The organism is Psychrobacter sp. AOP5-GZ1-6 (assembly GCF_052376345.1).
In the GTDB taxonomy this organism is placed as follows: Bacteria; Pseudomonadota; Gammaproteobacteria; order Pseudomonadales; family Moraxellaceae; genus Psychrobacter.
In genome coordinates this window covers 1-8,207 of the sequence record NZ_JBQSVP010000134.1, presented here as the reverse complement: position 1 = coordinate 8,207, position 8,207 = coordinate 1, and the positions used below count along the sequence as shown (strand labels likewise).

Genomic DNA, 8,207 nt, shown 5'->3' with positions numbered 1-8,207 from the left:
ATTTATTTTTATAGAGATTAATGACGAACACGTTCTGTCATCACACCCATACTATAAAATATAAATGTAATTACTGTTAGCGCTACAATAAACGGTGTGCATAGCCAAATGATAACGTTGATAAACAAGGATGACAGTAGTCCGTTGAACAATGTAATGTTTGGTACAAGAGACTCTGCTGCTACGTCGATAGCTCGCTTAGCAATAGGAAATAGTAAAGTGCTTAATGCTAACATATAAATATATTTGCTAAAGCTAGGATCGCTCATGACGACCATAAAATAAAACACTAAAAAATAAGTAATACCTAACATCCAGCATTTGAGAGTGTAGCTTAAACGAATCATGTTAGTTTCTCCCAAGGTATTTTGATAATCACGCGTAGAGAAAACCTACTCTAATAGGTTCGCAATAATGAATATTATATATATTATAATGTGAATATACAAGAAAACAGTTTTTTTAATCTTTTTCCACAAATAACAAACTCATATAAATGGCTATAAAGTTGACTTTTGTAGGAAGATCAACGGTTTTAATGGTCGGGTGAAATCGTGATTTATAGCTCAAAACAGTGAGCGGTGTAAAATTAGAAACAAAGGAATACCAACTGTCCTATGCATAAATACGTAATAAGACCACAAGAGATTTACCTATTAGAGCGCTATAGCTCACCCGCTTACTTTAAAGAGATGCGTGATGCTTTTGCAAATATGCTAGAAGCTGCTGAATACGCTTTAGAACTATTCATGAGCGATTTACCTAGCGACTATCGCAATCAGCCTATCAATATGCAGCCTGACATAGTGTGGGGCGAGCGGGTACTGCCAAACTTGCGTAGCACTCTAGACAGTCTTGACGCCGGTTATCAAGAGCTATTAAAAGGAGACTTAGCAGCAATAGGCTATGGCGGTAATGTGGAGAGCGATTTTCGCGCGATCAGTATGGATTATCACATCGACTGGATGTCAGAGCAGCAACAACTGGATTATGATAAGTGGGAGAGAGAAGCAAGCACGCGTGCTTTTAATATGAAAATAACCAGCTATTTTGGTTGGCTAATGGGCAGTTTAATTGAAGAATATACGACTGAATCGCGAGGACCACTTAACCCACCCGAATCCTGGCCTATCTATCGATTAAACCCTCAGTATACTGTTGAGTTAGATGAAGTCGTCCCTGTGGCAGGTATTTATGTACCTAGTAGAGCAGATGCTAGTGCTCAAGTGTTATTGGATGGCATGTTAGCAAATGAAGCTTACGTCGGTTATGATCCTGAAACCATGCAAGCGGTTGGTGATGCACCTGTCACTTGGATGCTTGTTGAGCGCATCGCAAATAGCGGCGGCAGTAGTCAGAATGTCGAGCCGACACACTTGTGTTGTTATTCCCTACAGCCGTGTCCACAGACGGGTTTTTGGTGGTCACCAGAGAATGAAGCACCGCGGTACTTCCAATTGGGCGACGTGATGCCTCAGATCGGTAAGCAGATACGCAAAAATAAACGTCAAATCATTTGGTATCTCAATGAAACCAATCAGTTGGATAATCAAAGCGATATTGACTATATCAAGGTAAAAAGGATTCGGTACGATAAAAGTCGTCAACTATGGAGTAGAGATGCATTTTTTATTATTATTATCGTAGATGTAATCATTTTTCTCTTTGTTGAACAAACCTGTGGAGCAGTTATTTATCAGCAGTTATTACAGGCTATTGGTATGCAAATACTGTGTTTGTTTATGTTCGCAGATTCCAAATGGATGATAGCGTTGGCTAGGGTAGTTAATAGACAGCTAGACACTATTAAGGTTGCTGCCTTTTTTATTATGTTAGGGTCTTTTTACCTATTTTTCCTTGCAACAAAAGGAGTTGTTTTTCAGAATGGTCTTAAATGGTGTGGCTAATCGGCTCAATAGCACACGGGCATAAAGCCATCACTAACTATTAACTAGGGTCGATGGATTAATATCTTTGGCTTTTGATAGTGAAAACTAGCAAATGAACAGCAAATGGTTGATTGCGATATTACTTAACTTTAGTCTGTTATATTGAGGGATGGTTGCATATAATGCTTAATAAAAATCCACTAACTGACAATAAACCTTGATTGAGTTCCAATATGTTTTTACCGCTTCCTCCCGTACCTCCTGTCGGTAAAATAATCAGTCGCCCTTATGAGGGCGACATTCCTAACTTTAAAGAAAAAAATGTCAGTATTAATAGATTAAGTTCACTTATTCATGAGGTCAATCCAGACTATTTATTATTTCATCCCAGTATTAACTCTATCCAAAATGTATGGCTTTTAGCGTCTTATTGTGGTGCATGGTTAGGTGGGCAGAATATATTTTTCTTGTTGGCAGTTATATATGATTATGTTTTTTTAAGCCCTTTCGATATTGTTGGTCTTTCATTAATAATAATGCTGATGATACTGATATCAATCTTATCATTCGGTGCATTTTTTACTCTAAAGCAACTTAAAAGAAAGCAATCTCGCTACCACAAAATATTGCTACTGAAACAAACACAACAGCTTGCTTATTATGAGCACAAGCGTAAGCAGAAGCCTATCCTTCATCTAATAAATTACAAAGACATCACAGCCTCCATAAGGCGTAATGAGGGTTTAGTGTATGAAGTGCTTAATCTACATGTAATAGATGAGGCAACAGGAGAGCCAAGCTTATCTATTAACTTTGAAGACATGCAACTAAACCCTTATGATCAGTGGACGTTTATTCGTATCTATATGGAACGTCCAGCAGACGAGCTACCGCTTGATCCAAGATACGCTCACGCTTGTCCGACAGATATCAGTACCTCGCTATTGGCTTGTGCTGACATCGCTCAAGATAAGAAAGGCAAAGGCTTAACTGGTCTGCATCATGAAGTGACGGTTATGGGTTGGTTGAGAGCGTGTACGGTCAGCTACTTAGATCTAGCTGAAGGCAATATTTATCAATCCAGTGCCAACCCCGCACTGCACCCTGAAGTGCAGCGTCGGCTCATGTGGGATGGAAAAGATAACCCATATAATGTGTTGCCTGTCACTGCAGAGCGCCAAGCCGCCTTTGATAATAAAAACACAAAGGTCAAACTGAAATGGTACTCAGGCATAGCAGTGAATGCGACATGGTTTATCGGCTCGATATTGTACGTAATGCTAGTGATTGCTTAGATGAAAATGCGAGTATAGTCAAATCCATATAAATCCGCTACATCGTCATCCTCGCTCACCATACTAATGTATCGCTTGCACTCGGTTTCCTTGTATCGAAATTATTCGAACTCAACTATATACAGTGGCCTGTCTTAAACGATTTATTTCAAAAGATGTGTGTGCAATGTGCGCCTATAATTGGATCCAATTGTCATTTTTAAACTTTTACTGCTTTCTTATTCAAAATAAACACCAACACCGCACCTAATATGACCGTGCTTGCCACCACGAATTGCATGGTTAATTGCTCGGATAAAAACACCACACCTAGTATGGCCGCAAGCACAGGCACACAAAGTTGTACCACAGCAGCTTGGGTGTTTTTTAACAGTGGCATCGCCATATACCAGATACTGTAACCCATGCCTGAGGCGAGCGCCCCTGATGCACATGCCAGCAGTATGCCTGTAATAGTGATATCGCTTATATTGATGTTTTCCAAGCCGATATCATCTAGATAGAGCATAGCGATGAACAATAGCATCGGAACGGCTGTCAGACTTCTGATAAAGTTAAACGCTGTGGCGCGTAGCGGTGATATACAGGACTTGCCACAGATGCTATAAACACCCCAAGCCACACCACTGATTGCCATCAGCGTCGCTGCCGATAGTGAAGGCACTGCCGCTGAGGGTAGCATCAAGTAGACAAACCCGATTACCGCAACGATGAAGGCTGCCCATTGCAAGGCGCTTAGTTGCTCTTTTTTATAAATGCCCCAACCAATCATCGTGAGCTGCACCGCTGAAAACAAAATCAGTGCACCAGTACCCGTATCTAACTCCACATAAGCGATCGAAAAACACAATGCATAAACCACTAAACTTATGCTACTAAGCCAACTGCCTTTGTCATTTAAAATGGCTTCATAGGAGGCGTTTTCTACCTTTGTCACCCGACGTCGTAAGCGGTAAGTGTAAACCGTCATGATGATAGCTAGACAGACAGCCGCACTGACCAAACGCATGATGGTAAAGCTCCAGGCATCTATATAACCCTCTGCTAGCGCCATTCTTCCAAAAAGAGAGTTTGCGGCAAAGGCGATCAGTGCGATAACAGTATAAAGCGTGGCTTTCACAATAATTCCTACTATGAATAAGTGGGTTTTAATATATATAACAAAGGGTTTTGTCTGTGTTTTTTTGTCTATGCTGTTATCACAGTGCCTGGTTTTTTAGCAAAAATGATGACTATCAATCTCAAACTGAATGGAACCAGCGTCACAGAAAGCGACATTTTGTCGTACTTATAACGAAAAATCTTTTTTAAATTGGACTAACGATAGTTGCATGGGAGATAAGGATTGTGAATGAAGCTTTAGACAAATAACAACACATTTCCTCAAAGTTTGAACTAAATTTAATCAATGCTAATTTAACGAATGTTAAGTTGGTCAAATAAAAAATACACGTCAGAAACGATAGCATGGATTGGATAAGTGTTTTGCCATTTTGTTTTGATGGTTGATGAAATATCACCATATCGATAGCGACTGTCAGAACTGGAAAGGAGTATTTTTGTTTTTGTAGAGCATTAGACAAAGGAGGCGTTGCTTAATAGCGATATAGCTGTCTGATAAGAGGAATTAGGCTGTGCTAAATTTGCCTAACCACATAGTTAGGCAGGACCAAATAGTCGGGTTTAGAACAGCCCAGATCTTTGTGATGTAAAAGTTAATACAGCCAGTCTTAAATAAAAGCGATACAAATTGAACGATACAAATTGAACGATAAGGTACTGGATACATTTTGCTTGCTTGCAGTGCTTGTATAGACAGAGGCTGGGCAAGATGTATCCAGTATCACTATATGTGCTTTATAGTGAATCGACTATAGATTCTGTCTACCTTGATAAGTTTAAGCGACTTTATACCAGTCAACTTTACGAGTCATGACCATCACACAGGCGAGTATTACAAAGCAGAATACAGCACCCAGTAATAAATTCATGTCTTCTGTGGTAAGAATGCCAAAAAATGATGCATACAATCCTGCCAGTGTGGCAGTAAAGATGACCGCACGTTTTACACCACCCAGCACATAATAGGTATACCAGCCAATAAGACCAACACAGGCACTAGCGGCAATGGCATACGCTTTCCAAAACACTATCTGCTCGGCTAATGGCAGTAATAACACATAAAAGACAAATAACGCACAACCGACCAATAGGTACTGAATTGGGTGAATACGGCTAGATTTAATCACTTCAAATAAGAAAAAAGTGCCAAACGATACTAGGATTAGTAATAGAGCGTATTTCATGGTTCGTTGAGTTTGTAGATAGACGTCATTAGGCTCGGCAAAACTAACGCCAAAGCTGCTGAGTCTGATACTGTTAGGTACACCGCTTTCTGCTGCTGCATCAATACTATTACTGACTTCAGAAGCGTAACGGTTCGTATCTAGATAAGCACTACTAACGACAGCGCATCCTTTATGGGGAATACTCAAGCATTGTGATAATCGCTGGTTGTTAGCCATCGTGAGGTATTGATTTTGCCACTTGGCATCAAAGCCTTTTTGGGTAAAGTTTTTGATATTTGGTAGTGCTGTGCCAATAAAGTTTGGTGCGTGCCAGTTACTCTGCATGGTCAGCTCGAAGTTTTGTCCAGTCGGTACAGTATTGATATTACTGATACCAGATAAAGGCACATGAACCACAATACCGTTCAGCTGTGTTAATAGCTCCTGAGTAAGTGCAACTTCGACGTAAGTTAAGCCTTTAATCATGGTAGCTTGCGGATAGGTCGCTTTTAGTTCACGTTTGCCGATCGTCACTGTAGGCAACGTCGCAAGGCCGCGTAGGTCAGACACAGGGATAATCAACTTTGCCTTATTCCAGTGTGTGAGGGTTTGCTCTGGAACTATATTGTCTTGATTCGCTATGGCTACTGTACTTGTTTCACTTAGGTTTTGGTTCGATGAGTTTAAGAGCTGGTTGTCTAATGAGTAATTTTGATCAAATTTAACCTCACCATTGTAGCTAGTCGCATGATAAACACCGCGTTTATAGGTATCGGTGCTTACTTTTAGGTTTTGCGCTGATTGAGTTTGCGAGGCAAATAAGGTCTCAACGCTTGGGTATGAGGCGGCGCAGTCACTGATCAAATCTGGCACTTGCGTCTGACATTCAGGTGTTACTGTGGTAGGAATGGCGATAAATGGTGTGATGATTTCTTGTGGGTCAACGTGTTGTTGAGTGATTTCTTTGACGACAGATTCTGCATAGTTCTGTCTTTCGTAGATGACCGAGCCGATCATATTGAGACCAACGGCAAACAGAACGCACAGCCCCGCGATGATGGATAGTTTAATTAATAGTGTTTTTTGCATGGGAGTCCCTCATATGAGTCTTTAATCCAAAACTGTCAATACAACAGTCAGCAGGTTTAAAGAAAAGGATAGAGGAGGGATGAAGAAAAAATATGTAAGAACAGTGGAAAGTGTGTGGAAAATAACAGGCTTGTGTTTTTGTGTGACTAAAAATTGCCACAACAATTTTTACTAACGTGAAGTAGAGTTTGTGTGGGACAGCCAGTTAGCTACTTGTTGTACTCGTTGCTCTCTATTACCACCGATGCGATGAAACGGTTTCTTATGATGGGTCAACTGGTTTGCAAAATAAGCACTTATCTCATCGCGCTGGTGTGGACTATCGCGTAAGTCGTCAGCTACCCACGGCGTATCGACGTCGGTCAATAATATTAAATCATAATGGTGTATTAATGCTGCATGAGTCAACTCAGTAGGGCAGTCGTCATAATACCAATTAGCGTAGGCCATTAGCTCAAACAGACTGGTATCACAAAACAGATAATGGTCGCCTTGTGACGTTTCAGCTGCTTGTATGGCGAGTTTGTTTTCTAATGCTATCTGGCCTTGTGCGATAGGGAGCAGGTCATCCCACGTACAAGTCAGTTGCTTTTTATCCCATTTGTCTTGTAGATAGGTACGCATGTACTCTGGTACCCAAAGGCTATCGAAATGAGTCGCTAAATCGCGGCACAACGTCGTCTTCCCCGTACTCTCTGCACCTAGTACCGCAATTGTAGTGACTGATTTAGGTGTGCGCTGTATGAGGTTGTGTGCCATGTTGTGTACGATAGCGTCGTTGCCATTCATAATAAGCCCAGATTGCGATGAGAGTGAAAACTACATACTGTACTGCGGTAAAGGTAAAACCTTTATAAAAGTATAAAGGCACAGAAATAGCGTCAGCGATGATCCACAGTAACCAATGCTCAATTTTACGTCGGGCCATGAGCCACATCGCCATTAAGAAAAGTGCCGTGGTGAGCATGTCAGTATAGTCGACCCAAGTGAATAAATGCAGACCAAGCACGGCACCGTCAAAGCTAAAGCCATTGTTAATCACTGGACGGAAATAATAAATGCTAGCGACGAAAGCAACGGTAGCAGAGGCCAGTGCAGTTAGTATTGGTACATCTTTTATATGTAAGTGTTCAACTTGGATGCTATTTTGAGCATTATTGTTTTTTAACAATGCATCCTGCTGCTGGCTAGTTTGGGCGGAATAATCTGGTAGTTTCTTATTTTCTTTGTTTTTTGACCAGTTAATCCATCCATAGATACTCATGATACTGTAATAGGCATTGATGAACATATCACCAAACAGCTGCCACTTCCATAATAAGTACACAAATATCGCGGTACTCACTAGCCCAACAGGAAATGCCAAAACCTTGGTTTTGCTGGCGAGTAATACACTTGCGACACCAAATATAACGGCAATCAATTCGAGGACGATGAATAAAGTGGTGTAGTCAGCGTACTGTCCAAATAGCCAGTTGAGAAGTTCTGCCATTAGCATTTTCCAAATATTAGCTTGTATAGTCAGTCCTAAACAAAAGAGGCACAACCACTCAATACGGCTTAGATTTTTCTTGCTTTCTGTGCCTGCGCAGACAGAGGCTACGCAAACTGTAACCCGTATCGCTGTATTTTTTAGAGTGGATCGA

Annotated in this window: 7 protein-coding genes; 2 read left to right on the top strand and 5 right to left on the bottom strand. The window is 40.8% G+C overall.

Features of this window, described 5'->3' with window-relative positions; translation table 11 throughout:
* Positions 1-17 precede the first annotated feature (17 nt).
* Positions 18-347 carry a hypothetical protein gene (locus tag ACT3RN_RS13105; RefSeq protein ID WP_192520367.1) on the bottom strand — a complete coding sequence of 110 codons (330 nt, stop codon included), beginning with the start codon at positions 345-347 and terminating at the stop codon, positions 18-20.
* Between the two features lie 270 nt (positions 348-617).
* Between ACT3RN_RS13105 and ACT3RN_RS13100 the strand changes: the two genes are divergently transcribed.
* Both ACT3RN_RS13100 and ACT3RN_RS13095 read left to right on the top strand, forming a co-directional pair.
* Positions 618-1,907, top strand: coding sequence for a hypothetical protein (locus ACT3RN_RS13100; protein ID WP_225739290.1), 1,290 nt, complete (start codon positions 618-620; stop codon positions 1,905-1,907).
* Positions 1,908-2,122: 215 nt separating this feature from the next.
* Positions 2,123-3,184, top strand: coding sequence for a hypothetical protein (locus ACT3RN_RS13095; protein WP_192520366.1), 1,062 nt, complete (start codon positions 2,123-2,125; stop codon positions 3,182-3,184).
* Between the two features lie 199 nt (positions 3,185-3,383).
* On the opposite strand, the gene ACT3RN_RS13090 is transcribed toward ACT3RN_RS13095, so the two are convergent.
* The 4 genes from ACT3RN_RS13090 to pnuC all read right to left on the bottom strand — a co-directional run.
* Positions 3,384-4,304, bottom strand: a complete 921-nt coding sequence (locus tag ACT3RN_RS13090; protein WP_192520365.1) for a DMT family transporter — start codon at positions 4,302-4,304, stop codon at positions 3,384-3,386.
* A gap of 778 nt (positions 4,305-5,082) precedes the next feature.
* On the bottom strand, positions 5,083-6,561 hold the full coding sequence (gene creD, locus ACT3RN_RS13085; protein WP_192520364.1) for a cell envelope integrity protein CreD: 1,479 nt from the start codon (positions 6,559-6,561) through the stop codon (positions 5,083-5,085).
* A 171-nt stretch (positions 6,562-6,732) separates the two neighbouring features.
* Positions 6,733-7,350, bottom strand: a complete 618-nt coding sequence (locus tag ACT3RN_RS13080; RefSeq protein ID WP_192520363.1) for an AAA family ATPase — start codon at positions 7,348-7,350, stop codon at positions 6,733-6,735.
* On the bottom strand, positions 7,289-8,207 hold a 919-nt coding region (gene pnuC, locus ACT3RN_RS13075), incomplete at its 5' end, for a nicotinamide riboside transporter PnuC (protein ID WP_444518706.1). The genes ACT3RN_RS13080 and pnuC, both read right to left, overlap by 62 nt.

Coding starts and splice junctions, on each gene's coding strand:
- ACT3RN_RS13105 (WP_192520367.1), bottom strand. CDS start 347: ATGATTCGTTTAAGCTACACTCTCAAATGCTGGATGTTAGGTATTACT.
- ACT3RN_RS13100 (WP_225739290.1), top strand. CDS start 618: ATGCATAAATACGTAATAAGACCACAAGAGATTTACCTATTAGAGCGC.
- ACT3RN_RS13095 (WP_192520366.1), top strand. CDS start 2,123: ATGTTTTTACCGCTTCCTCCCGTACCTCCTGTCGGTAAAATAATCAGT.
- creD (WP_192520364.1), bottom strand. CDS start 6,561: ATGCAAAAAACACTATTAATTAAACTATCCATCATCGCGGGGCTGTGC.
- ACT3RN_RS13080 (WP_192520363.1), bottom strand. CDS start 7,350: ATGAATGGCAACGACGCTATCGTACACAACATGGCACACAACCTCATA.